This window comes from Pseudomonas sp. 1912-s, from assembly GCF_029269205.1.
Classification (GTDB): domain Bacteria; phylum Pseudomonadota; class Gammaproteobacteria; order Pseudomonadales; family Pseudomonadaceae; genus Aquipseudomonas.
Genome location: NZ_JARIXR010000030.1, coordinates 39,505 through 62,935, shown reverse-complemented (window position 1 = coordinate 62,935; position 23,431 = coordinate 39,505). Strand labels below are relative to the sequence as shown.

At 62.3% G+C, this 23,431-nt stretch carries 21 protein-coding genes; 18 read left to right on the top strand and 3 right to left on the bottom strand.

Features of this window, described 5'->3' with window-relative positions; all coding sequences use genetic code 11:
- Positions 1-86: 86 nt before the first annotated feature.
- Positions 87-797: a GntR family transcriptional regulator gene (locus P3C29_RS27330; protein ID WP_010168731.1), complete on the bottom strand. Its 711-nt coding sequence runs from the start codon at positions 795-797 to the stop codon at positions 87-89.
- 298 nt (positions 798-1,095) lie between these two features.
- Here P3C29_RS27330 and P3C29_RS27325 point away from each other — a divergent pair, with 298 nt between their 5' ends.
- From P3C29_RS27325 to P3C29_RS27285, 9 genes are all read left to right on the top strand, one after another.
- A complete protein-coding gene (locus P3C29_RS27325; RefSeq protein ID WP_275965908.1) occupies positions 1,096-1,989 on the top strand; it encodes a TauD/TfdA family dioxygenase in 894 nt (297 codons plus the stop codon).
- Between the two features lie 14 nt (positions 1,990-2,003).
- The gene (locus P3C29_RS27320) at positions 2,004-3,029 is read left to right on the top strand and encodes an ABC transporter substrate-binding protein (protein ID WP_169386693.1); all 1,026 of its coding nucleotides are present in this window, start codon (positions 2,004-2,006) and stop codon (positions 3,027-3,029) included.
- 1 nt (position 3,030) lies between these two features.
- Positions 3,031-3,882 carry an ABC transporter ATP-binding protein gene (locus tag P3C29_RS27315; RefSeq protein WP_201125829.1) on the top strand — a complete coding sequence of 284 codons (852 nt, stop codon included), beginning with the start codon at positions 3,031-3,033 and terminating at the stop codon, positions 3,880-3,882.
- Positions 3,883-3,894: 12 nt separating this feature from the next.
- Positions 3,895-4,743, top strand: a complete 849-nt coding sequence (locus P3C29_RS27310; protein ID WP_003218225.1) for an ABC transporter permease — start codon at positions 3,895-3,897, stop codon at positions 4,741-4,743.
- A gap of 96 nt (positions 4,744-4,839) precedes the next feature.
- Positions 4,840-5,760 (top strand): LysR family transcriptional regulator, encoded by a 921-nt coding sequence (locus P3C29_RS27305; RefSeq protein ID WP_010168740.1) that lies wholly within the window; start codon positions 4,840-4,842, stop codon positions 5,758-5,760.
- A 229-nt stretch (positions 5,761-5,989) separates the two neighbouring features.
- Positions 5,990-7,525, top strand: coding sequence for an MFS transporter (locus P3C29_RS27300; protein WP_275965907.1), 1,536 nt, complete (start codon positions 5,990-5,992; stop codon positions 7,523-7,525).
- A gap of 26 nt (positions 7,526-7,551) precedes the next feature.
- Positions 7,552-8,610: an HlyD family secretion protein gene (locus tag P3C29_RS27295; protein WP_275965906.1), complete on the top strand. Its 1,059-nt coding sequence runs from the start codon at positions 7,552-7,554 to the stop codon at positions 8,608-8,610.
- Positions 8,607-10,049: an efflux transporter outer membrane subunit gene (locus tag P3C29_RS27290; protein WP_275965905.1), complete on the top strand. Its 1,443-nt coding sequence runs from the start codon at positions 8,607-8,609 to the stop codon at positions 10,047-10,049. The genes P3C29_RS27295 and P3C29_RS27290 overlap by 4 nt, the downstream gene beginning before the upstream one ends.
- A 59-nt stretch (positions 10,050-10,108) precedes the next feature.
- A complete protein-coding gene (locus P3C29_RS27285; protein WP_275965904.1) occupies positions 10,109-10,684 on the top strand; it encodes a hypothetical protein in 576 nt (191 codons plus the stop codon).
- A 32-nt stretch (positions 10,685-10,716) separates the two neighbouring features.
- Here the strand turns inward: P3C29_RS27285 and P3C29_RS27280 are convergent, their stop codons facing one another.
- Positions 10,717-11,421 (bottom strand): DUF3142 domain-containing protein, encoded by a 705-nt coding sequence (locus P3C29_RS27280; protein WP_275965903.1) that lies wholly within the window; start codon positions 11,419-11,421, stop codon positions 10,717-10,719.
- A gap of 3 nt (positions 11,422-11,424) precedes the next feature.
- Positions 11,425-13,587 carry an outer membrane assembly lipoprotein YfiO gene (locus P3C29_RS27275; protein WP_275965902.1) on the bottom strand — a complete coding sequence of 721 codons (2,163 nt, stop codon included), beginning with the start codon at positions 13,585-13,587 and terminating at the stop codon, positions 11,425-11,427.
- Positions 13,588-13,808: 221 nt separating this feature from the next.
- Between P3C29_RS27275 and P3C29_RS27270 the strand changes: the two genes are divergently transcribed.
- From P3C29_RS27270 to P3C29_RS27230, 9 genes are all read left to right on the top strand, one after another.
- The gene (locus P3C29_RS27270) at positions 13,809-15,404 is read left to right on the top strand and encodes a glycosyltransferase family 39 protein (protein ID WP_275965916.1); all 1,596 of its coding nucleotides are present in this window, start codon (positions 13,809-13,811) and stop codon (positions 15,402-15,404) included.
- 75 nt (positions 15,405-15,479) lie between these two features.
- Complete coding sequence (locus P3C29_RS27265; RefSeq protein WP_076015581.1) at positions 15,480-15,725, top strand: DUF2789 domain-containing protein; 246 nt, start codon at positions 15,480-15,482, stop codon at positions 15,723-15,725.
- A gap of 154 nt (positions 15,726-15,879) precedes the next feature.
- Complete coding sequence (locus P3C29_RS27260; RefSeq protein ID WP_010168758.1) at positions 15,880-16,311, top strand: MarR family transcriptional regulator; 432 nt, start codon at positions 15,880-15,882, stop codon at positions 16,309-16,311.
- Entirely contained in the window at positions 16,308-18,386 is a 2,079-nt protein-coding gene (locus P3C29_RS27255) for an FUSC family protein (RefSeq protein ID WP_010168760.1), read from the top strand. Before P3C29_RS27260 ends, P3C29_RS27255 begins: the two co-directional genes overlap by 4 nt.
- The gene (locus P3C29_RS27250; protein ID WP_003218193.1) at positions 18,383-18,592 is read left to right on the top strand and encodes a DUF1656 domain-containing protein; all 210 of its coding nucleotides are present in this window, start codon (positions 18,383-18,385) and stop codon (positions 18,590-18,592) included. Before P3C29_RS27255 ends, P3C29_RS27250 begins: the two co-directional genes overlap by 4 nt.
- Positions 18,589-19,479, top strand: coding sequence for an efflux RND transporter periplasmic adaptor subunit (locus P3C29_RS27245; RefSeq protein ID WP_010168764.1), 891 nt, complete (start codon positions 18,589-18,591; stop codon positions 19,477-19,479). Before P3C29_RS27250 ends, P3C29_RS27245 begins: the two co-directional genes overlap by 4 nt.
- On the top strand, positions 19,476-20,918 hold the full coding sequence (locus tag P3C29_RS27240; RefSeq protein ID WP_169386682.1) for an efflux transporter outer membrane subunit: 1,443 nt from the start codon (positions 19,476-19,478) through the stop codon (positions 20,916-20,918). The genes P3C29_RS27245 and P3C29_RS27240 overlap by 4 nt, the downstream gene beginning before the upstream one ends.
- Before the next feature lie 81 nt (positions 20,919-20,999).
- On the top strand, positions 21,000-21,632 hold the full coding sequence (locus P3C29_RS27235; protein ID WP_003218188.1) for a hypothetical protein: 633 nt from the start codon (positions 21,000-21,002) through the stop codon (positions 21,630-21,632).
- Positions 21,633-21,754: 122 nt separating this feature from the next.
- Positions 21,755-23,251 (top strand): YdgA family protein, encoded by a 1,497-nt coding sequence (locus P3C29_RS27230; protein ID WP_275965901.1) that lies wholly within the window; start codon positions 21,755-21,757, stop codon positions 23,249-23,251.
- The last annotated feature ends 180 nt before the right edge of the window (positions 23,252-23,431 follow it).

Here is a 23,431-nt window from a genome sequence, read left to right as displayed (position 1 = left end):
GTGAATGTTGTGAGTTCACCTCCATCGGCCAAGGTCGCTGCGCAGCGCTTTGTGGTCGAAGGAGGCGTCTCGGTTCCACGGAGAATTTACAGCGGGGCGTTCTCTTCAGTCTCTTCAAGACTTTTGAGATAACCGGTAATCACCTCCATGCCGCGGGTGAGGTGGTTACGCAAGGTCAGGATGCTTTCCTCGACCTTCTTTTTCGCCACCAGGTCGAGCAGTTCGCGGTGGTCTTCCTGGGACGTCTTGCCCAGGCCCATGGCCTCCAGGTTGAAGCGCAGGAAACGCTCTTCTTCGTTCAAGCCGTGTTCAACCAGCTTGAGCAACCGCTGATTGCCCGCCTTGCCATACAGCGCCATGTGGAACAGGCGGTTGAGCCGGCCAATTTCGGTGTAATCGGTTTCCCGCTCCAGCGCATCAATGAAGGCGCCAGCCTGAGCAATGTCATCGGGCGTGAGCAGGGGAATCGACAAGCGCAGCGCTTCGGATTCCAGGAGGATGCGCAGGGCGTAAGTTTCCGCCGAATGGTCTTCAATCAGCGGCGCCACCACCGCCCCTTTGTGGGTAACCACATGCAGCAGCGACTGCGCTTCCAGTTGACGCAATGCCTCGCGCACCGGCATCCGGCTGACCCCGAACAAGCTGGCCAACTCCTGTTGGCGCATGGCGGTGCCGCAGGGCAAGCGACCATCCAGGATGGCGTTGCGCAATGTTTCTTCAATCACGGAGCGGGCGAGATGGGCGGGGATAGGCCCGCTGATCTGGATGCTGCTCAAAGGGTTCGGCTTCTGCGTCACGACTACGCTATCCTCCTTTTCAGGGTGAGGTGGCTAATTGGATCCAATGCACACTAGAGATTGTCCACAAGCTTGTCAAACGGGCAAGGTTTCGGCTTGTAAGCGACTCAACAGCGCGTTCCACAGGCCCACAACGCCCTTTTGTCAGGTCTTACAGGCTTAACGTCTGTGAGACACACTTTATTCCCGAAAGTCGCGGCTACAGCGGTATTGCTGCATATCGATATTCACTAACGGTATTTAAAATGCCGTTCTTATGACTATAAAGTCACTCTCCTGACCGCCCGGGAGTGAACTCATGTCCGCCACCTCTACTGTTCCAACAGCGACCGACACCACACAAGCCTTCGAGATCCGTCCATTTCCCGGCAGCGTCGGTGCCGAGATCATTGGCCTGGACCTGACCCGCCCGGTCAGCGACCAGGACTTCGCGCGCATTCACCGCGCGCATCTGGACCATCACGTCGTGGTCTTCCGCGACCAACGCATCACCCCCGAACAACAGATCGCCTTCAGCCGCCGCTTCGGTGTGCTGCAAATCCATGTGCTCAAACAATTCCTGCTGGCCAACCACCCGGAAATCCTGATCGTCTCCAACATCATCGAAAACGGCCAATCCATCGGCCTGGGAGACGCCGGCAAATTCTGGCACTCGGACCTTTCCTATAAAGAGTTGCCGAGCCTGGGCTCGATGCTCCATGCCCAGGAGCTGCCGTCCGAGGGTGGCGACACGTTGTTCGCCGACATGCACAAAGCCTGGGACAACCTGCCCGAGCCCCTGCGCAAGGCCGTAGAAGGCCGCAGTGCTGCGCATTCGTACACCGCACGCTATAGCGAAACCAAATTCGAAGGCAATTGGCGCCCCACCCTCACCCCCGAGCAACTGGCTCAAGTGGCGGAAGTGGTGCACCCGATCGTGCGCACCCACCCGGAAAACGGCCGCAAGGCGCTGTTTGTCAGTGAGGGCTTCACCACCCGCATCGTCGGCCTGCCGGAAGACGAAAGCCGCGACCTGCTGGCCCAGCTCTACGCCCACAGCGTGCTGCCGGAAAACATCTACCGCCACCAGTGGCAGCCCCACGACATGGTGTTCTGGGACAACCGTTCGCTGATCCACCTGGCGGCCGGCTGCCCGAGCCACCTGCGGCGCAAGTTGTACCGCACCACCATCCAGGGCGACGCGCCTTTCTGATCCGGAGCATGACCATGTCCAAGAAAATCCCATTTGCGCGCCTGGCCGCCACGGTTGGCCTGGGCATCAGCCTGCTGGCCGGCAGCCTGGTTGCACCTGCCGCCGCCCAGGCCGAAGGCGAGATTCGCATCGCCGAGCAGTTCGGCATCGTCTACCTGTTGCTCAACGTGGTGCGCGACCAGAACCTGATCGAGAAGTACGGCAAGCAGGAAGGCATCGACATCAAGGTCGACTGGACTCAACTGTCCGGCGGCGCAGCCGTCAACGACGCCTTGCTCTCCGGTTCCATCGACATCGCCGGTGCTGGCGTTGGCCCGCTGCTGACCATCTGGGACCGCACTCACGGCAAACAGAACGTGAAAGCCGTCGCCTCCCTGGGCAACTTCCCGTACTACCTGGTAAGCAACAACCCCAAGGTCAAGACCATCGCGGACTTCACCGAAAAAGACCGCATTGCGGTGCCGGCGGTGGGCGTCTCCGTGCAGTCGCGTTTCCTGCAATACGCCGCTGCCAAGCAATGGGGCGACAAGGAATTCAATCGCCTCGACAAGTACACCGTCGCCGTTCCGCACCCGGATGCGACCGCTGCGCTGATTGCCGGTGGTACCGAACTGACCGGGCATTTCTCCAACCCGCCGTTCCAGGAACAGGCCCTGACCAACCCGAACGTGCACGTGGTGCTCAACTCCTATGACATCCTCGGGCCGAACTCGCCGACGGTGCTGTTCGCCACCGAGAAATTCCGCAACGACAATCCGAAAACCTACAAGGCGTTCGTCGAGGCACTGACCGAAGCGGCACAATTCGCCCAGAACGACAAAGGCGCCGCCGCCGACACCTACATCCGCGTGACCAAGGCCAAGATCGACCGTGCCGAGTTGCTGAAAATCATCGAGAACCCGCAGTTCGAATTCAGTGTCACCCCGAAAAATACCTACCCGCTGGCGGAATTCCTCTACCGCGTCGGCGCGATCAAAAATAAACCCGAATCGTGGAAGGATTACTTCTTCCAGGACGCCAAACCGCTGCAAGGGAGCTGACATGAACGCGCCCTTGCAAGGCCACACGGCCAGCAACCCGACGGCTACCGAAGCCCTGCTTGCGGTGGATAAAGTCAGCCTTGAATACCGCACGCCTGAACGGGTCGTGCGGGCCACCCACCAGGTCAGTTTCGAGATCGACCCGGCCGACCGCTTTGTACTGCTGGGGCCTTCGGGCTGCGGCAAATCCACGCTGCTGAAATCCATCGCTGGCTTTATCAAACCGTGCGAAGGCGAGATCCGTCTGCTCGGGCAAAAAGTCGAGCAACCGGGCCCGGATCGCATCGTGGTGTTCCAGGAATTCGACCAACTGCCGCCGTGGAAAACCGTCAAGCAGAACGTCATGTTTCCGCTGCTCGCCTCCAAGACCCTCAAGCGTCGCGAGGCCGAAGAGCGGGCGCTGTACTACCTGGAAAAAGTCGGCCTGACGGCGTTCGCCGACGCCTACCCGCACACCCTGTCCGGCGGCATGAAAGCCCGTGTGGCGATCGCCCGGGCGTTGGCCATGCAGCCGAAAATCCTGCTGATGGACGAACCCTTCGCCGCCCTCGACGCACTGACCCGCCGCAAGATGCAGGAAGAGCTGCTGCTGCTCTGGGAAGAGGTGCGTTTCACCCTGTTGTTCGTCACCCACTCCATCGAAGAAGCGCTGGTGGTGGGCAACCGCATCCTGTTGCTGTCGCCGCATCCGGGCCGGGTGCGGGCGGAAATCCACAGCCATCAATACGACCTTCACAGCCTCGGCGGTGTGGCGTTTCAGGCTTCGGCGCGGCGCATTCATCGGCTGTTGTTTGATGAAGCGCCCGAGGCGGAAACCGAGCTGGGTTTCGCCGATATCCGCATCGCTTATTGAAGGGTTTTCACCATGCGCCAGGAATATGAAATCACTCTCGAACCGTTGCCCGGTGTTCGCGTTGAACGCGAATTGCCGTGGCGTCAGCGCCTGTGGCAACAAGGCTGGCTGCGTAAAAGCCTGATCCTGATCGTGCTCGCGATCCTGTGGGAGGCGGCTGCCCGTTATCAGAACAACGACCTGCTGCTGCCGAGCTTCCTGCAGACGCTGAGCGCGTTCTACGACGGCATGGCCAGCGGCGAGCTGTTGAGCAAGGTCAGCATCTCGCTGGTGGTGCTGATCAAAGGCTATTTGATCGGCATTGTGCTGGCGTTCGCCCTGACGACGCTGGCGGTATCGACCCAACTGGGCCGCGACCTGCTGAGCACCCTGACCTCGATGTTCAACCCGTTGCCGGCGATTGCCCTGCTGCCGCTGGCGCTGCTGTGGTTTGGCCTGGGGCAGAACAGCCTGATCTTCGTGCTGGTGCATTCGGTGTTGTGGGCGCTGGCGCTGAACACCTATTCCGGGTTCCTCGGGGTCTCGGAAACCCTGCGCATGGCCGGCCGCAATTATGGCCTCAAAGGCATGCGCTTCGTGTTGTTCATCCTGATCCCGGCCGCGCTGCCTTCGATTCTCGCCGGGCTGAAAATCGGCTGGGCGTTTGCCTGGCGCACGTTGATTGCTGCCGAACTGGTATTCGGCGCCACCAGCGGCAAGGGCGGGCTGGGCTGGTACATCTTCCAGAACCGCAACGAGCTGTACACCGACAAGGTATTTGCCGGGTTGGCGGTGGTGATCCTGATCGGGCTGCTGGTGGAGAACCTGGTGTTTGACACCCTGGAGCGCGTCACCGTGAAGCGCTGGGGCATGCAGCGCTGACTGAAACACCCATCCTGTGGCGAGGGAGCAAGCTCCCTCGGCACAGTCTGCTACGATTGCGCCAAGTTCACTCCCAACCGATCACGAGTGCTTGGCATGCAATTACCCGACATGAACCTGCTGGTCGCCCTCGACGCGCTGCTCGACGAGGGCAGTGTGGTGGGCGCCGCGCGGCGGATGAACCTGAGCCCGGCCGCCATGAGCCGCACCCTCACACGCATCCGTGAGGCGGTGGGCGACCCGATCCTGGTGCGCGCCGGTCGCGGCCTGGTGCCGACGCCCAAGGCCCTGGAGTTGCAAGGCCAGGTGCGTAACGTGGTGGAACAGGCGGCGCTGCTGTTCCGCTCGGCGGACGACGTAGACCTGCGCACCCTGCGCCGGCGGTTCAGCGTGCGGGCCAATGACTTTTTTGTCGGGGTGTATGGCGGTCGGCTGTTCGACACCATGGAGCGTATGGCACCGCTGTGCGAACTGCGCTTTGTGCCCGAGGGCGACACCGACGATGAAGCCCTGCGTGAAGGTCGGCTTGACCTGCGGGTGGGCAACACCATGCCGATCACTCCGGAAGTGAAGGTACAGAACCTGTTCACCACCACCTTTGTCGGGCTGGCGCGGGAAGGGCACCCATTGTTCGATGGAGAGATCACCGCCGCACGGTTCGCCAGCTATTCCCACATCAGCATCTCCCGGCGCGGCATCGCCCGCGGGCCGATCGACACCGCCTTGAATGCCCAGGGCCTGGAACGCCGAGTCGCGATGATCGCCCCGGGGTTTCACGGCGCGATGTTCATGCTGCCCGACTCGGACCTGATCCTGCCGGTACCCAAGGAAGCGCTCTACAGCGCCAATCGCCTGAAGCTGCCGCTGCGGGCGTTTACCCTGCCTATCTCCCTGCCGACCCTGGTGCTGACCCAGGCCTGGCACCCGCGCTTCGACAAAGACCCGGCCCATAAGTGGCTGCGCGAGACCATGCGTGAATGCTGCGAGGCGACGTGGCAAGAAGCGCAACCCACGTGAGTCGGAAGTGAGCTCGGTCAATGTGGGAGCTGGCTTGCCTGCGATGCGGGCGACCCGGTTTTTCAGGAATAGCGAGGTGATCCCATCGCGGGCAAGCCCGGCTCCCACAGAGATCGCATAGCTTTTGATCATTGCATCTGGTGCACTTATAAGCTTCCTATAAGTCACTTTTTGTCATGTCTAAGCCTTATTAAACTGCTCGGGTATTTCCTATTCCGAGTTGTAGTTCATGACGTCCCTCGCTGCTCCCGCACCTCTGGCCGCAGCCAAGCCGACCGCCATCACCCCGCCCGTTTTCGGTCCACGCATCATCATCGGCCTGGTGGGCGTATTGCTCGCGGTACTGGTGTCCGGCCTCAACGAGATGGTGACCAAAGTCGCCCTCGCCGATATTCGCGGTGCGATGTACATCGGCTTCGACGAAGGCACCTGGCTGGTGGCCGCCTACACCGCCACCTCCGTCTCGGCCATGGCGTTCGCGCCGTGGTGCTCGGTGACCTTTTCCCTGCGCCGCTTCACCCTCTGTGCCATCGGCCTGTTCACCGTGCTCGGCGTGCTGTGCCCGTTCGCACCGAACTACGAAAGCCTGTTGGTGTTGCGCACCGTGCAAGGCCTGGCCGGCGGCGCGTTGCCGCCGATGCTGATGACCGTGGCCCTGCGGTTCCTGCCGGCCCACGTCAAACTCTACGGCCTCGCGGGCTACGCCCTGACTGCGACCTTCGGGCCCAGCCTCGGTACACCGTTGGCGGCAATGTGGACCGAATACGTCGGCTGGCAATGGGCGTTCTGGCAGATTGTCGGGCCGTGCCTGCTGGCCATGGCGGCCGTGGCCTACGGCTTGCCTCAGGACCCGCTGCGCCTTGAGCGCTTCAAGCAGTTCAACTGGCGTGGCTTGCTGCTGGGTTTTCCGGCGATCTGCATGCTGGTGATCGGCCTGTTGCAGGGCAATCGGCTGGACTGGTTCGAGTCGCCGTTGATTACCTCATTGTTGATCGGCGGCCTGGTGCTGCTGGTGTTGTTCATGATCAACGAGTGGTCGCACCCGATGCCGTTTTTCAAGCTGCAGATGCTCGGCATTCGTAACCTGTCATTCGCCCTGATCGTACTGGCCGGGGTGCTGATTGTGCTGCTGGCGGTGACCATCATTCCGTCCAGCTACCTGGCTCAGGTGCAAGGCTACCGCCCGCTGCAAACCGCCCCGGTGATGCTGATCATGGCGCTGCCGCAGTTGATCGCGCTGCCGTTGGTGGCGGCGCTGTGCAACCTGCGCTGGGTCGATTGCCGCTGGGTGTTGGGCATCGGCTTGAGCATGTTGATCCTGTCGTGCGTGGGCGGCGCGCAGTTGACGTCGGCCTGGATTCGCGATGATTTCTACGTGCTGCAACTGCTGCAAATCTTCGGGCAACCGATGGCGGTGCTGCCGCTGCTGATGCTCTCCACCGGCAGCATCACACCCCAGGACGGGCCGTTCGCCTCGGCCTGGTTCAACACCGTCAAAGGCCTGGCTGCCGTGGTCGCCACCGGCGTGCTCGACGCCCTGACGACCCACCGCCTGCATTTCCACTCGACCATGTTGGTGGACAGCCTGGGCAACTCGCCCCTGGCCGACAGCGATGCCGCCGGCCTCGCCCATCGGCTGCACGAGCAGGCCGTGGTGCTCACCTCTTCGGATCTCTACTACGTCATGGCCGGTGTCGCGGCGGCGTTGATCCTGCTGATTTTCTGGATGCCGACGCGGATCTATCCGCCCCGCGCGCCGACTTGATTGCTCACTGAGCCAAAAGGATTGCTATGAAACGCAAAGACAAAATCGCTGTAACCGTCATCACTGTGTTTGCCGTGGGTGTGCTGGTTTACCTGCTGGCGCCGGGCGTGTTCGGCAGCAAGCGCCAGAGCACCAACGATGCCTTCGTCGCCGCTGACTACACCCTGGTGGCGCCGCGTGTGGCCGGCTTCATCAAGGAAGTGCTGGTGGAAGACAACCAGCGGGTCAAGGCCGGGCAGTTGCTGGCGCTGATCGATGACCGTGACTTCCGCGCCGCTGCCCAGGCGGCCGATGCCGATACGCTGGTGGCCCAGGCGCAGCTGAAAAATGCCACGGCGACCCTGGAACGGCAAAGCTCGGTGATCGCCCAGGCCCAGGCCACCGTGGCGGCGGATCGCGCCGAAGTGGCGTTTGCCGAACATGAACTCAACCGCTACAACCACCTCGCGGGCGTAGGCGCCGGTACCGTACAAAACGCCCAGCAAGCCAAGACCCGCATCGAACAGGCCACCGCGCGCCTGGCCAACGCCACGGCGGTGCTGGCGGCCGAACGCAAGCAAGTGGAAATCCTCAGCGCCCAGCGTGATGCGGCAGAAGGTGGCCTGAAACGCGCCCAGGCGGCGCTGGAAATGGCCAGCTTTCAACTGTCGTACACCCGCATCGTCGCGCCGGTAGACGGCATGGTCGGCGAGCGGGCGGTGCGGGTCGGCGCCTATGTGACGCCGGGCAGCAAGATCCTCGCCGTGGTACCCCTGGCCGAGGCCTACGTGGTGGCCAATTTCCAGGAAACCCAACTGTCCCACATGCACGCAGGCCAAACGGTGGACGTGAAGGTCGACAGTCTCGACGGCGAAGTGCTCAAGGGGCACCTCGAAAGCCTGGCGCCGGCCACCGGGGTGACGTTTGCCTCGGTCAAGCCTGACAACGCCACCGGCAACTTCACCAAGGTGGTGCAGCGCATTCCGGTGAAAATCATCCTGGAACCCGGCCAGGCACTGACCGAACGCCTGCGGGTCGGCATGTCGGTGGAAGCCAGCGTCAACACCCACGCCGCCGCCCAGCCACGTGAGGTGGCGCAGCAATGAGACACCTCGCCTGGTTTACCTTAAGCCTGCTCAGCCTGAGTGCCTGCACCGTCGGCCCGGACTTTCAGCGCCCGCAAAATCCCGTCGGCCAATGGACTGAGCCTCATGGCCAGCAAGCCGCCAGCCACGCGGTCAACGACCCGCTGGAGGAGCGCTGGTGGGAAGTGTTCCACGATGCGCAACTCACTGCGCTGACACGTCGCGCGCTGACCGATAACCTCGACCTGAAACTCGCCAGCAGCCGCCTGCAACAAAGCCGCGCGGCGCGCCAGGTGATCACCGCCGAGCGCTACCCGACCGTCAACGCCACCGGCGATTACCTGCGCCAGCGCAACAGTGCCGATGGCTTGAGCGACGCCTCGGGCAAGAACGGCCGCGCGGCCTACAACCAGTGGGACATGGGTTTCTCCGCTGCCTGGGAACTGGACTTCTGGGGCCGGGTAAAACGCGAAACCGAAGCCGCCGACGCCACCCTGCAAGTCGCCGAAAACGACCGGCGCGCGGTGCTGTTATCAGTGCTGGCGGAAACCGCCCAGGACTACATCCAGCTTCGCGGGGTGCAGAACACCCGGGCCGTCACCGAGCAAAACCTCGACGTGGCCCGCCACAGTTTGAAGCTGTCGCAGCTGCGTCTGGCCGACGGGGTGGCCACTGACCTGGACGTCGCCGAAGCCGCCGCTCAAGTCGCCGCCATCGAGGCGCGCCTGCCAGACTTGCAGCAACGCCAGGACCAGTTGATCAACGCCCTGAGCCTGCTGATGGGTGAACCGCCGCAAGCCTTGTATGCCGAGCTGTCCAGGGACGCCGCCGTACCGCAAACCCAACGCCAGGTCGCTATCGGCCTGCCGTCGCAACTGGCTGAGCGGCGCCCCGACATTCGCCAGGCCGAAGCGCGTTTGCATGCCGCCACCGCCTCCATCGGTGTGGCCAAGGGCGACTTCTACCCGCGTATCACCCTGTCTGGCAGCGTGGGTTCCCAGGCGTTGCAGCTGGCGGATTTCGGCTCGTGGAGTTCGCGTGCATTCGCGTTCGGCCCGCAACTCAGCTTGCCGATTTTCAACGGTGGTCGCTTGCAAGGCATGCTCGATTTGCGCGAAGCCCAGCAACAGGAAGCGGCCCTGGCCTACCAGCAAACGGTACTGCGGGCCTGGCATGAAATCGACGACCAGTTGACCCGCTACAACGCCAGCCAACTGCGCCGCGACAGCCTTGCCGAAGCGGTACGGCAGAACCAGATTGCCCTCACCACAGCGCAACACCAGTACGTCGAAGGCGTGGTGGATTTCGTCAACGTGCTGACGGTGCAAAGTGCGTTGCTGGCGACTCAGGAGCAGTGGGTGGAAAGCTCCACCGGCGTTTCCCTGGCCATGGTCGGGTTGTACAAGGCGTTGGGTGGGGGTTGGGAGTCGGTGTATCCGCTGCAAACGGCCGGGCAGTAAACTTTTGGAGCATTTGGCCGTTAACCTTTTCCAGCCAAATAACTTCCAGGAGCTTCCCCGTGTCAGTGATAGACAACCCCTACGCGCCGCCGCAGGCCAATCTGAGCGAACCACTCGCCCGCCCATCCACCTTCTTTGTGGTTGCGCCCCGCAAACTGGTGATCATGACGTTTCTGACCCAGGGGTTTTACTCGATCTATTGGGTTTACAAACAATGGGCATGCTATCGACAGGCAACCGGCGCCCGGATCTGGCCAGTGGCGCGGGCATTTTTTTCGCTGATTTTCCTGTACCAGATGGTGATGAAAATCCGCCAGCAGGCTGAATTGGCCGGGTCGACGTATCAGTGGTCGCCACGCAGCGTTGCTCTGGCGCTGATCGTTATAGGCTGCTTGCCATGGTGGTATATGTGGGTACTCACGCCGCTGACTTCATTCGAGATCAGTATGTGTTTGACGCTGGTGAGCATTTACCTGATGACGCAGGTGCAGGGGGCCGTGAATGCTCTGGAAAACGACCCCCAAGGTGAAGCAAACAAGCGCCTGACCTGGGTCAACGGTCTCTGGATCGTTATCGGGTTGTGTATGTACGCGTTTACGATCGTTTCAGCCCTGCGACCGCCTGTGGTCTCCTGAATTCAAAACCAGTGCCCACGGACCGTGGGCACTCAGGGATTCTGCAAAAACACCACATACCCTCGAAACCACTCACTGCCCTTCAAATACCCCGGCTCCTCCCACTCTCCACCCTGAATCAACCCAATCTTGAATGGCACGCCCAGCCGATCCATCCGTGGCAAATACGCCGCGTAATCCGGAATGCTGTGGCGGCCCTGATAGGTTTGCACCACCACTTCATCAATCACCCCCTTGAGTTGCGCGATGGCCGCCGGGTCGGCATTGCTGCTCCAGTCCATCAGCCCGGTGATGCTCAGGCGCAAGTCCTTGGGCAGGCGCTGGCGCAGGTCGCGCAGGAAGTCGGCGTATTCGTTGAGGTATTGCGTGCGGGCGTCGAAGTCGATCTGGATACCCACCACCGGATTGCCCGCGTCCCGCCAGCGTTGCACCTGGCCGAGCATCTGGCGGTAGACCGACTCGGGCCAGTGCAGGGTGTGGGCGCGGTACACCACCCAGATTTCACCCTGGGTGATGCGCGGCACACTCATGCCCTGGGCGATGAACTGCACGCCACGCGAGGGTGCGCGGCGGGTCGAGTTGATCTGGCCCTGGAGGATGTACAGGGTTTTCGCCTGCTTGAGCACCGGCTGCGGGGCGACGCCGCTCCACAGCCAGAATGCATCATGGTCGCGGGCGTCCACCGCGCCGAAGGCCGGGCTTGCCAGCAGGAGCAGGGCCAGCCAGAAGTGCTTCACGCCTTACCAGTAGTACTGCAGCGACTTGCCCCACTGGGTATCGGCAAATCCGGTTTTCAACTGGCGGAACCAGCCTTTGCGTACGGCCTTGTCGACGTCTTCGCCACCACAGCTGTTGTAGCCCGAAGGCCCGTAGCAGTTGATGGCGCGAAACAGCGCGTAGGCCTTGTCGTTATGCGGTGCCTTGGGATTGCCGATCACCCGCTTGTAGCCTTCGAGCCGCGAAAAGGTTTCACCTTTGAAAGGCGAGGCCGTACTGCCCAGGCTGCCGGCGGAGCGCGCTTGTTCCAGGGGCATGCCGTCCAGGCCGTTACGCAGGACGAATTCACCCAGGCAATTCAGGCCCTGGGGGTTTTTCGGGTCGGCCTGCAGGGTGCTGGCGATTTGCGCGATGCTCGGGCAGCTGTAGCCGGATTCGGCCTTGTCGCCGTTCCAGCGGAACAGTTTCAACGACTGGCCGCCGCTGTAGACGTAGCCCAGGCTGGTGCCGAGCTTGTCGTCGGGAGGCGAGGCGGGCAGCTGTTTCAAGTCCTCGGCAAAGGTCTCGAACTGGCCGCGCAACAGGTCTTTATAAAGCAGCGTGAATTGCGCGGTCTGGCGCTCTACCGGGTCGCCCGCACTGGCAAGCTGCTGGCGCAGCAGCTCAGGGCCGGCGACATTGCGCAGCAGGATATAACGCACCTGCTTGGCGCTGATCGGTGAGTCGGCCGCGAACACCTTGGCCAGTTGGCCGCTGCGTTCGTAGTTCATGGCCAACGCCAGCTCAAGCTGGTCCCGTTGCAGCGGTTGCTTGGCCAGCGGCAGCAGTTGCAGCCACAACGCCTCGGTGGCTTTCCAGTCGTCCTTGGCTTCCAGCGCCAGGCCGCGCAGGGTCTGTTGGCTGAAGGCGAAGTAATCGAGACTGGCCGGCACGTCTTGCGGCAACAGCTTCAAGGCACGGTCGGGTTGATGCTCGACGTACAGCGCGAACGCCGCCTGCACATAGGCATACAGCGCCGGTTCCTGGGCAAATATCGACTTTTGCCCGTCAAGGGCTTCGCGAGTGAGTTTCGGCGGCTCGCCGGCGCGCATCCACATCAGGTCGTTGAGGGCCAGGATCAACGGGTTGCCCACCGGTGCGGTGGTGCTGGTCAGCAGCTTGGTGTCAGCTTCCTGCACCAGTTCATCCAGCGACACGTTGCGCTGGGCATCGGTGGCCTGGGTCAGTTGCCAGGCAAAGTCATTGGCCAGCTTGTCGGGGTTGGGCGCCAGCCAGTGCACCCGGCGCAGCAAGCCACGGGCGGAGGCGGCGTAGTCGCCCTGTGGATAAGTTTTCAGGTAATCGTCGAAGCCACTCTCGGCCCGTTGCAGCGCGGACTTATCCACATGCTCAAGCGACGGCGTGCCGTATTCGTCGAAGGCATTTTGCTGGGCGTCGTTCAGCGCGGTGCGGGCGGTCATGTACAGCGCCGTTTCCTTGAGCCAGGGCAGCGCGCTGCTCGTCAGCGCCGCGAAGCCTTTTTGTGCGTCGCTGAAGCGCCCGCTGTAAAAATCGCCGGCGGCTTGCAGGTAGGCGAGCAATGCCTGGCCGTCTGTCGATTTAATTTGATCGGCCTCGCCTGCCGCTACGCCGTCGGAGGAGCAACTGCCGAGCATCTGCAACCGCAGTTTGGCCAGCAATAGGCGTTCGGCCTGCGGTACATCGGCTTTCACCACTTGGCTGATAAACGCCGTGGCGCTGTCATCGGCGTTACTGCGGCAACGGCTGCCTTCGCCGGAAAGGAAGGCCTCGCCCGCAGTCTTGTAGTCATCGCGCTTGATGCCCAGCGGGCTCAGCAGTTGGTCCAGTTCGGCGGTGCGCGAGTCGTCGGGCGTGTTGTCGGGCTCATCCGCGGCGGGTGTAAGCCGATACACCGGGAATGGCACCTGGCCAAAGCCTTCGGAAAAGTCCTGCTCGCCCAGGGCATTCGGCGCCAGCGGCATGACGTTCTTGTCTGCCAGCAACAGGCGCAGGTTGACCCGGCTGTCATTGCCCGGGCTCAGGAAGGGCAGGTTGCTGCACACGTCCAGGCTGTTACGCGACACCCGCCAATCCGGGTAGCAGGAATCATCGCCACTGGCGTGGGCCTGGAGGGGAAGGGTGGCGAGCACTGTCAGTGCCAGGGGTGACAGAAGACCGATACGCATGAAGTGTCCTTGATCCTGAATCCATGGAAGGTGGCAATCATAGCGTGAACCCACCAAAGCGTCGGAGAAGCCCTGCGCAAAATTCAGATTTGTCCGATTGGCGGATCGCTGTTCAAATGCGCGCAAAACAGCAGGCGAATCGAGGCCTTTTGACCTAGAGTGGCGGGTGTTCGCGCAAGCGTAGTTCAGTAGTAGGTGAGGAAGTAGAGGTGCGACGCTCTGTGGCGGAACAAGACAACAAGGCCGGGGCATTTCCCGTGCTCAATCCTGGCCTGTGGGAGAACGCCGGCTGGCTCGCTCGATTGTGGTGGGTGCCGCTTTTGGCGTTGGCCGTGGCCGTGCGCTTCTACGGTTTGACCGCCTCCGCGATCTGGGGCGATGAAGGTTCAAGCCTGCTGCTTGCCGAGTATTCCCTGGAAGACCTGTGGTTTCACGCCGCCCATGACGTTCACCCGCCGCTGTATTTCGTCATGCTGCGTGGCTGGATCGAGGTGTTTGGCGACAGTATTTTCTCCCTGCGCAGCATGAGTGCGATCCCCGGCGTGGTCGCGGTCGGCCTGGGCATCTGGCTGACGCGGCTGATCGCGACCCGCCGCGCGGCGGTGCTGGCGGGGATTCTGCTGGCGTTGCTGCCCACGGCGGTGCGCTACAGCCAGGAAGTGCGAATGTACTCGCTGCTGGGTGTGTGGCTGCTGGCTGCCACCCTGGCATTGGTGTATTGGGTTCGCCAGCCTGAGCGCAAGCGGTACCTGGTGGCCTATGCGCTGTTGATGACGGCGGCGTTCTATACCCACTACTTCACCGCCTTGTGCGTGCTGGTGCACTGGTCATGGCTGGTATTGCTGCGCCTGCCTCGCGCTGGCAGCCTGCGCCTTGTCACACGTCCGGGCTGGTGGCTGGCCAACGTTGCCGTTGTGTTGCTGTACTTGCCCTGGCTGCCGAATCTGCTGGGCCTGGTGCAGCACACCGAAGAGCTCAAGGTGGGCGGGGATATTGGCTGGGAAGACCCGGTCAACCTGTATTCGGTGCCGTCGATGGTGTGGCAGTTCCTGATTCAGGACCCGGGCGACCACCTGTGGCGGCCACTCTTTGTCGTGTTTCCGTTATTGCTGGTGGCGCTGGTCGGCGTGACCGCCTGGCGCGATCAAAGCCGCTATCGCTTCGGCTGGCTGCTGGGGCTTTTTTTGATGCTGCCGGTGCTGCTGGTCTATGGGGTTTCGTTTATCTCCCCGGTGTTTATCGAGCGATATCTCACTGCGTACGCGATGAGTTTGCCGATCATCGTGGCGCTGGCTGTCGACCGTCTGTCGCCGCGCCTGACGCTGGCGGGCGCCGCATTGTTCGTGCTGTTTGTCGGGATCGAGCTGGTGGGCGTGAAGACCAACGCCACCGTTGATGAACATGACCAATTCAACGTCGCGGTGGAATTCGTCAACCGCAACTATCAGGAAGATGACCGCATCGTCATCAGCGACATGCTCTGGTACCTGCCCTACGTCTATTACGACGAGACCGATGCCCAGTTGCAGCTCTTCACGCCACCGACCGCCGCCGGCAAGTCGACCCGGCCGAATGCCTATGGTTTTGGCACGTTGGTGGACCAGGATGGCGGGCGCATCTACCTCGATCGCTTGTCGGCATTGCCGGCAGACATCCAGCGTGTGTGGCTGATCAGCGCCGCTGACGGGCCGGATGATTTTGCCCCGTTGCCGGCAGGCTGGCGCCAGCTCAGCCAGCAGGATGGCGGCGGCGCTCGCGCCCGGCTCTTCGTGCTGTGTAACACGCCGGCGGGTGTGCACCGCGAAGGCTGCGACTAATCTGCGCAACACCTGAGAGGTTTATGTTCGCCTGGGGGGCTAGACTCAGGTGAACCCTCTTTTCAGGAACACATCATGGAATCCCCGGTACACAGCTTGCCATCCTTGTTCAAACAGCTCGGCTTGCCGGATGACCCGGTCAGTATCGAGCGGTTCATCGCTGTCCACTCCCCACTCAAACCCGAACTGCATCTGGCGGATGCGTTTTTCTGGACGCCAGGCCAGCGCGCGTTTTTGCGTGAAGAGATTTTGGAGGACGCGGATTGGGCGGAGGTGGTGGATGAGTTGAATTTGCGGTTGAGAGAGGGGCGCGGGGTTTAAAACCCGCTTTACTGACCCACATCTTCGCGCCGCCACCATCCATCCCAAAATTTGTATCAAAACTTGACGGCTTTGGATCCATCGACCATATTGATAGTTAGCAAACTAACTGTATGCGAATAGTCCAGTGTCCCAGACCCTCGAACAACTCCAGATGAACATCAGCAGCAGCATGGTGGTAGGTGCCAGGACCTGGCGCAAAATCTGCCAGACCACGCTTGTCAGCTATGGCATCTCCGAAGCCTGCGCCGTGCCGCTGCTGATGATCGGCCGCCTCGGCGACGGTGTGCACCAGGTGAAGGTAGCCCAGGCCGCCGGGATGGAAAGCCCGTCCCTGGTGCGCCTGTTGGACCAGCTGTGCAGCTCCGGCTACGTGTGCCGCACCGAAGACATCCACGACCGCCGCGCCAAGGCCTTGAGCCTTACCGAGCGTGGCCGCGAGCTGGTGCAGGCGGTGGAGGAACAACTGGTGCGCCTGCGCCGCGAGGTGCTGGCGACGATCGACCCCGATGACCTGGAAGCTGCCCTGCGTGTGCTGCGGGCCTTCGAAGGCGCCAATCAACATCCCATGGTTGTGAGTTCTTGAACGGATTTTTTACCGGCATGCCGCCGGCCAGGGATTGGTTCTATGGCGTCAGGACATTCGCCGCTTCAATGATCGCGTTGTACATCGCCATGCTGATGCAAATGCCGCGTCCGTATTGGGCGATGGCCACGGTGTATATCGTTTCCAGCCCGTTTGTCGGCCCTACCAGCTCCAAGGCGCTGTACCGGGCGGTCGGCACCTTCATGGGCGCGGCCGCCGCGGTGTTTTTTGTGCCGATGTTTGTGCAGACGCCTTACGTGCTGGTGGTGGTGATCGCGCTGTGGACCGGGATTCTGCTGTTCCTGTCCCTGCACCTGCGCACCGCCAACAGCTATGCGTTGATGCTGGCCGGCTACACCTTGCCGCTGATCGCCCTGCCAGTGGTGGATAACCCGCTGGCGGTGTGGGACGTGGCGGAAGCGCGAACCGAAGAAATTTTCCTCGGCATCGCCGTGGCGGCAGTCGTGGGGGCGATGTTCTGGCCGCGACGGCTGGCGCCGGTGTTTGATGATTCGGTGAGCAAGTGGTTTGCCGACGCGCAGGTCTACAGCCAGCGCTTCCTCAGCCGCAACGTGCAACCCGAAGAAATCAGCACCTTGCGCGGTGGCATGGTCGCCACCTTCAACACCCTGGAATTGATGATCGGCCAACTGCCCCACGAGGGGTCCCGGCCGCAAACGGTGCGTAACACCAAGGAGCTGCGTGGGCGGATGATCCACCTGCTGCCGGTGATCGACGCCCTCGACGACGCCGTGTATGCCCTGGAACACCGCGCCCCGGAGTTGCTCGACCGCTTCACGCCGCTGCTGAGCGCCGCCACCGAGTGGCTGGACAGCACGCAAAAGGACGCGCCCCTCGAACGCTGGCGGGCGCTGCGTGACCAGATCGAAGCCCTGCAACCCGACGCCGAAGCCCTGGATGATCGCCACCAGTTGCTGTTCTCCAACGCCCTGTTTCGCCTGGGCGAGTGGGTAGATTTATGGCAAGACTGCCGCAGCCTGCAAGCCGCCATCCAGTGCGAAAGCCAGGACAACTGGCGCGCGGTGTACCGCCACTGGCGGTTGGGCCGGCTGACGCCGTTCCTCGACCGGGGCCTGATGTTTTACTCGGCGTTTTCCACCGTCACCGCGATCATCGTCGCCTCGGTGCTGTGGATCCTGCTGGGCTGGACCGACGGCGGCAGCGCAGTGATCCTGGCGGCGGTTGCGTGCAGCTTCTTCGCCTCCATGGATGACCCCGCGCCGCAGATCTACCGGTTCTTTTTCTGGACGGCGATGTCGGTGCTGTTCGCCAGCCTGTACCTGTTTCTGGTGCTGCCCAACCTGCACGATTTCCCGATGCTGGTCCTGGCGTTTTCGGTGCCCTTTATCTGCATCGGCACGCTCACGGTACAGCCGCGCTTCTACTTGGGCATGCTGCTGACGCTGGTCAACACCTCGTCGTTCATCAGCATCCAGGGCGCCTACGACGCGGACTTCCTGGCCTTCGCCAACTCCAACCTGGCCGGCCCGGTGGGCTTGTTGTTCGCGTTCGTCTGGACATTGATCGCACGGCCGTTCGGCGCCGAGCTGGCGGCCAAGCGCCTGACCCGTTTCAGCTGGCGCGACATCGTCACCCTCACGGAGCCTGCGACCCTGGCCGAACACCGCAAGATGGGCGTGCAAATGCTCGACCGCCTGATGCAACACCTGCCGCGCCTGGCCATGACCGGCCAGGACACCGGCATCGCCCTGCGCGAAGTGCGCGTGGCGCTGAACCTGCTGGACCTGCTGGCGTACTCGCCGCGCATCCTCGGAGTGCCGCGGGTGCTGCTTAACCAGGTGGTGGAAGGCGTTGGTGGTTACTTCAAGGCCTGCCTGAAAGCCGGTGAACGTCTGCCGGCCCCCAGCGGTCTGCTGATGACCCTCGACCGTACCCGCCGCGCCCTCAACGGCCAGGGCCTGCAAGGCGAGGACGAAACCCGCCTGCACTTGTTGCACGCCCTGAGCGGCTTGCGCCTGTCGCTGTTGCCGGGCGTGGAGTTTCTCGGCGGCACAGAAATGGAAGCGCCGTTACCCGATGGAGCGCCTTTATGATCGGTGATCTGGATATCAGCGGGGTGTTCCTGCCCACGCTGCTGGTGCTGATGGGCATTACGTATGTGCTGTACCTGGTGGTGCACGGGCTGTTGACCCGCGTCCACTTCTATCGCCTGGTCTGGCACCGGGCATTGTTCAATGTGGGTCTCTACGCTCTGTTGCTGGGCGCAGTGGATTCACTCAGTCGATACCTCATGACATGAAAAAACCTTTTTTGACCATCGGCCGTGTAGTCCTGACGTTATTGGTGGTGACCTTCGCCTGCGTCGTGGTGTGGCGCATGGTGATGTACTACATGTTTGCGCCGTGGACCCGTGACGGCCACATCCGTGCCGACATTGTGCAGATCGCCCCGGACGTGTCCGGGCTGATCCAGCAGGTGGACGTGCGCGATAACCAGTTGGTGGTACGCGGCCAAGTGCTGTTCTCCGTCGACCAGGACCGCTTCAAGCTGGCCTTGCGCCAAGCCCAGGCCGCCGTGGCCGACCGCCAGGAAACCCTGGCCCAGGCCGTACGCGAGAACAAGCGTAACCGTGGCCTGGGCAACCTGGTGGCCAGCGAACAACTGGAAGAAAGCCAGTCCCGCGTTGCCCGTGCCCAATCGGCCCTGGCCGAGTCGCAAGTGGCGGTGGATGCCGCGCAACTCAACCTGGACCGCTCGGTGATTCGCAGCCCGGTGGACGGCTACATCAATGACCGTGCGCCGCGTAACCAGGAGTTCGTGACCGCCGGGCGGCCGGTGTTGTCGGTGGTGGACAGCAATTCCTTCCACATCGACGGCTATTTTGAAGAGACCAAGCTCGACGGCATCCACGTTGGCCAGAGCGTCGACATCCGCGTGATCGGCGACAACGCCCGCCTGCGCGGGCATGTGCAGAGCATCGTCGCCGGCATCGAAGACCGTGACCGCACCAGCGGCTCCAACCTGCTGCCCAACGTCAACCCGGCGTTCAGTTGGGTGCGCCTGGCCCAGCGGATCCCCGTGCGCATCGCGTTTGACGATGTGCCGGCAGACTTCCGCATGATCGCCGGGCGCACCGCCACCGTGTCGATCATCGGCGACAAACCCGAGTCGGGGGAAAAACCATGAAACGGCTCTTAGCAACCGCCGGGCTGGGGTTGTTGCTGTCGGCCTGCCAAGTGGTGGGGCCCGATTACAAGCTGCCGGACAAGGCGGCCGTGAACCGCGGTGACCTTCAGGGCCAGTTGGCCGGGGAGGGCAACAATGTGGTGTCGGCGCCGGTGCCGGCGGACTGGTGGAAGCTCTACCAGGACCCGCGCCTGGATAAGCTGGTGGAGCAGGCCATGGCCTCCAACACCGACCTGCGGGTGGCCGCGGCCAACTTGCAGCGCTCGCGCTATCAGGTGCAGCAAGCCGAGTCTGCCGGCGGCTGGAGTGCCGGCGCCAAGGCTGAAGCCCAGCGCCTGCAAGAGTCCGGCGAAGCCTATCTGCTGACGGAAAAAGTCCCGGTGGCCAACATCGGCAGTGCCAGCATCAGCACCTCCTACCAATTCGATTTGTTCGGCACCCTGCAGCGCGGCATTGAAAGCTCCCAGGCCAGTGCCGATGCGGCCCAGGCGGCGGCCGATATCGCCCGTATCACCCTGGTGGCGGACGTGGTGCGTTCCTACACCCAGGTGTGCGCGGCCAATGAAGAGCTGGCGATCGCCAACGAGTCCCTGGACCTTCAAGCCCAGAGCACACACCTGACCCAGCGCCTGCGGGACGCCGGTCGCGGTGATGAAACCCAGGTCACCCGTTCGCAAACCCAATACAAATCCTTGCGCGCCGAAATGCCGCGCTATGAAGCACTGCGCCAGGCCGGGCTGTTCCGCCTGTCGATGTTGCTGGCCAAGCCGCTGAATCAACTGCCGGCCGGCACCGCCCAATGCGCCGAGCTGCCGCATATCGCGCAATTGCTGCCGGTAGGTGATGGCGCCACGCTGCTCAAGCGTCGCCCTGACGTGCGCCAGGCTGAACGCCAACTGGCGGCGGCCACCGCGCGAATCGGTGTGGCCACCGGCGCGCTGTACCCGGATATCAGCATCGGCGCCACCGTGGGCACCGTCGGTATCCTGGATGACCTGGGCACGCCAGCCACCAACCGCTGGGGCTTTGGCCCGCTGATCAGCTGGACACTGCCGACCAACGGCGCCCGTGCGCGCATCCACGAGGCCGAAGCCGCGACCCAGGGCGCCCTGGCGCACTTCGACGGCGTGGTGCTCAATGCCATCCGCGAAACCCAGACGGGCCTCGCGCAGTACACCGCCCAACTGCAACGCCGTGATGCCCTGGCCGATGCCGGCGCGTCGGCCAAAGAGGCGGCGGAGCAGACGCACCGCTTCTTCCAGGCCGGCCGCGCCTCGTTCCTGGCCGACCTGCAAGCCACCCGCACCTACACCGACGTGCGGGCGCAGCTGGCAGCGGCGAATACCCAGGTTGCCATGAGCCAGATCGATTTGTTCCTGGCCCTGGGCGGCGGTTGGGAAAGTGGACGAACGCAAGCCACACAAGCCAGCAAACCCTGAGCTGATTGCTATGCTTTGAACAGCAGGCCGCCGTGATGGCCTGCTGGTCACTGCTCGCGTTTGCTCATGGGGATTCCAATAATGAAAAACCCTTATGCTCCCGCTTTCTGGTGCGTGTTCTTCGCACTGGTGTTGCTATCGGCGACTTACTTCTACGGCATCATGCTGGCCCATCAGATCGACAAGGCCATGGTGTTCCTCGACAGCGCCAGCGCGCTGATCGCGGTGTTGTCCATTGGCGTGGTGGCCTGGGCCTCCTACCAGGGCCAGCGCATCAAGCGAAGACTTCTGGAACAAGGCAAGACCCGCGTGGCGATCTGGGACACCAAGGTTGCCCTGCGCCGGGTCGAGACCGTGTTCGACCGCTACTTCTGGGGCAGTTACTGGCAGCCGGGGCGTACGTTCCAGGAAGTCATGGGTGAGCTGACCGGCACGCCGCTGGAAAAAAGCCTCGAAGCCCTGAAAAAACAATGCGTGATGCTCGACCGGCAGGTCGCCGACGGACGGCATTGGCTGAATAACGCGCGGGAATTATCCGACGTGGCCACCGCCATGGCGCGGGAGCGTTACCAGCTGGATTTTTACGATCCCAAGTCCGATACGCCGGGCAATGCGGTGATTCACCGTGAGTTTGAAGTGCTGGTGTATACGTGGACGGCGCGGCTGAAGAGTTTCGATCATCAACTCGATGAGATCGAAACCGAGTATTCCTGAGGGACCTTCCACTGTGATTGGGTGCCTATGCTAATCTTCCCCGGATTTCGGCGGGCTTGAGCCGACACCCTTCGGGGTTCAGGGAAGACAGCCCACTTCACAGGATTTGATCAGGTCACTACATGAATAAGCCAGCAGTCGTTCTCTTGGGTATCGTCGTCGCCATTGGTGCAATCAGCGCAGGCGGTGCCTGGTACACCGGCAAGCAACTGGAGCCGGTGCTGCAAACCGCCATCCAGGACGCCAACAAGGAACTGCAGACCTCCATGGCCGGCGTCGACGGCACGGTGACCCTCGAACTGGTCTCCCTCGACCGCCAGCTGTTCAGCAGCACCGCCCACTATCGCCTCAAGGCCCAGGGCGCGGTGTTCGGCGAAAACCACCAGGACACCGAACTGCTGTTCGTCGACCATATCGAACACGGCCCGCTGCCGTTCTCGCGCCTGGTGTCGCTGAAGTGGCTGCCCGTCATGGCCACCAGTCACTATGAGCTTGAGAAAAACCCGACCACCGAAAAATGGTTTGCCGCCAGCAAAGACGTGTCGCCACTCAAAGGCGTGGCCAATATCGGCTACAACCGCTCGGTGAGCGGCAACGTTGAACTGCTGCCCCTGGAACTCAAGGACGACAAGTCGGCCGTGAGCTTCTCCGGTGCCAACCTGGACTTCGACTCCACCGCCGAAGGCAAGAAGGTCAAGGCCAGCGGCTACATGGACAGCCTCAAGGTCTCGGTCACCGACGCCAACAACGCCAAGCTGGATGCCGAGTTGAGCGGCCTGACCATTGCCAGCAACCTGGAAAAAACCACCTTTGGTTTCTACACCGGGCAAAACACCGTCGAACTGACCAACACCAAGGTCACCTTCGGCCCGCAACAAGCGGTGCTGACCCTCAAGAACTTTGAGCAGAAAGACAGCAGCGAAACCAAGGACAACAACCTGGCCGGCCGTGTCGACTACAAGATCGACGAGATCGGTTACCAGGGCAAGCCAGTGGGTTCGGCGGCCATGGCGGTCAGCATGAAGAACGTCGACATCCCGTCGATGCTGGTACTGACCAAGCTCTACCAGGAAAAGGTCCAACCGGCCCAAGCCGCTGCCGCTGCCGGCCAGCCCGTGCCTGAGTTGCAACTGACTGACGCCGAGCAAGCCCTGGCCCAGTCCAACGTCGACCAACTGTTGGCTGCCAAGCCGCAAGTGGCGGTAGAAAACCTGTCGCTGAAAACCACCAATGGCGAAAGCCGCTTCAACCTGGTGGTAGACCTGGCCAAGCCGTCGAGCATGGACTTGCCGCCGGTTGAACTGGGCAAGCAAATCGTTGCCCTGCTGGACGCCAACCTGACCCTGTCCAAACCGATGATCCAGGACGTTGCCGGCCTGCAAGCGCAGATCGGTGGTGTGACCGACCCGAAAGCCATCGAGCAGCAATCCCAGGCGGCCAGCGAGATGATCAGCGGCATGGCCGTGGGCACTCAACTGGCGACCCTGGTGGGCACCGATATCGTTTCCAAGCTGCACTACGCCAACAATGAAGTGACTTTCAACGGCCAGAAAATGACCGTCGAGCAATTCATTGGTTTTGTACTGGGCAAGTTCGGCGCGGTCAGCGGCGCTCAATAAGACTCGGCTCAAAGTGATGTAGGCCAATTCTGAACAATTGTTCTGGATTGGCCTTTTTTGTATCCCCCTCAAGGATATTGCGCCCCGGGAAAGCTTGGCCGCGTCATCAGATGCCGGCCGCCTGGAGTGTCGTGCAGGTGAACTTATCGCTACAGCTTTCCCTGGTGAGGAAGCTGACGA

What these genes read in the sequence shown, in the direction of transcription:
- P3C29_RS27320 (WP_169386693.1), top strand. Translation starts at nt 2,004, where the DNA reads ATGTCCAAGAAAATCCCATTTGCGCGCCTGGCCGCCACGGTTGGCCTG.
- P3C29_RS27290 (WP_275965905.1), top strand. Translation starts at nt 8,607, where the DNA reads ATGAGACACCTCGCCTGGTTTACCTTAAGCCTGCTCAGCCTGAGTGCC.
- P3C29_RS27265 (WP_076015581.1), top strand. Translation starts at nt 15,480, where the DNA reads ATGGAATCCCCGGTACACAGCTTGCCATCCTTGTTCAAACAGCTCGGC.
- P3C29_RS27325 (WP_275965908.1), top strand. Translation starts at nt 1,096, where the DNA reads ATGTCCGCCACCTCTACTGTTCCAACAGCGACCGACACCACACAAGCC.
- P3C29_RS27300 (WP_275965907.1), top strand. Translation starts at nt 5,990, where the DNA reads ATGACGTCCCTCGCTGCTCCCGCACCTCTGGCCGCAGCCAAGCCGACC.
- P3C29_RS27230 (WP_275965901.1), top strand. Translation starts at nt 21,755, where the DNA reads ATGAATAAGCCAGCAGTCGTTCTCTTGGGTATCGTCGTCGCCATTGGT.
- P3C29_RS27275 (WP_275965902.1), bottom strand. Translation starts at nt 13,587, where the DNA reads ATGCGTATCGGTCTTCTGTCACCCCTGGCACTGACAGTGCTCGCCACC.
- P3C29_RS27315 (WP_201125829.1), top strand. Translation starts at nt 3,031, where the DNA reads ATGAACGCGCCCTTGCAAGGCCACACGGCCAGCAACCCGACGGCTACC.
- P3C29_RS27250 (WP_003218193.1), top strand. Translation starts at nt 18,383, where the DNA reads ATGATCGGTGATCTGGATATCAGCGGGGTGTTCCTGCCCACGCTGCTG.
- P3C29_RS27235 (WP_003218188.1), top strand. Translation starts at nt 21,000, where the DNA reads ATGAAAAACCCTTATGCTCCCGCTTTCTGGTGCGTGTTCTTCGCACTG.
- P3C29_RS27245 (WP_010168764.1), top strand. Translation starts at nt 18,589, where the DNA reads ATGAAAAAACCTTTTTTGACCATCGGCCGTGTAGTCCTGACGTTATTG.
- P3C29_RS27260 (WP_010168758.1), top strand. Translation starts at nt 15,880, where the DNA reads ATGAACATCAGCAGCAGCATGGTGGTAGGTGCCAGGACCTGGCGCAAA.
- P3C29_RS27240 (WP_169386682.1), top strand. Translation starts at nt 19,476, where the DNA reads ATGAAACGGCTCTTAGCAACCGCCGGGCTGGGGTTGTTGCTGTCGGCC.
- P3C29_RS27305 (WP_010168740.1), top strand. Translation starts at nt 4,840, where the DNA reads ATGCAATTACCCGACATGAACCTGCTGGTCGCCCTCGACGCGCTGCTC.
- P3C29_RS27310 (WP_003218225.1), top strand. Translation starts at nt 3,895, where the DNA reads ATGCGCCAGGAATATGAAATCACTCTCGAACCGTTGCCCGGTGTTCGC.
- P3C29_RS27295 (WP_275965906.1), top strand. Translation starts at nt 7,552, where the DNA reads ATGAAACGCAAAGACAAAATCGCTGTAACCGTCATCACTGTGTTTGCC.